The following is a 337-nucleotide window of genomic DNA, read 5'->3' as shown; positions in this document are numbered from 1 at the left end:
CAACAAAACAGGTACTTAAAAATGTTGGTCTTACTGTTAGCTCTACAGCCCAAAAGGAATTAGATGAAAAGTTAGAAGAATTTTTATCTACAAAAGTAACGTCATTCCCTGATATTGGTAATAAGGGGTCATCTTTTTTAAGCATCGTTAAAGCTGATACGGGTACCAGCATCAGACTTACAAAGGATGCCACTGCAAAATTAAATAATCCAACTCGACTTTCTGTTGGCTTCACAGGAAAAAATTTAGTGCTATGTAATGCAGATGAACTAAATGTTTCCAGTTATAAGGGGAGCTTTAAAAATGGCCGTACAATTGTTTATAATACGGGTCTTGT

The 337-nt window shown here is 35.3% G+C and carries 1 protein-coding gene; it reads left to right on the top strand.

Annotated features, from left to right (window positions below; translation table 11 throughout):
- Positions 1-337: hypothetical protein (locus tag SB754_RS19575; protein WP_410784064.1), on the top strand; the 337-nt coding region annotated here is incomplete at both ends.

This window comes from Leifsonia sp. SIMBA_070, from assembly GCF_046534635.1.
GTDB lineage: Bacteria > Actinomycetota > Actinomycetes > Actinomycetales > Microbacteriaceae > Leifsonia.
The sequence above is the reverse complement of the archived record's forward strand: the minus strand, read 5'-3'. Positions and strand labels throughout refer to the sequence as shown.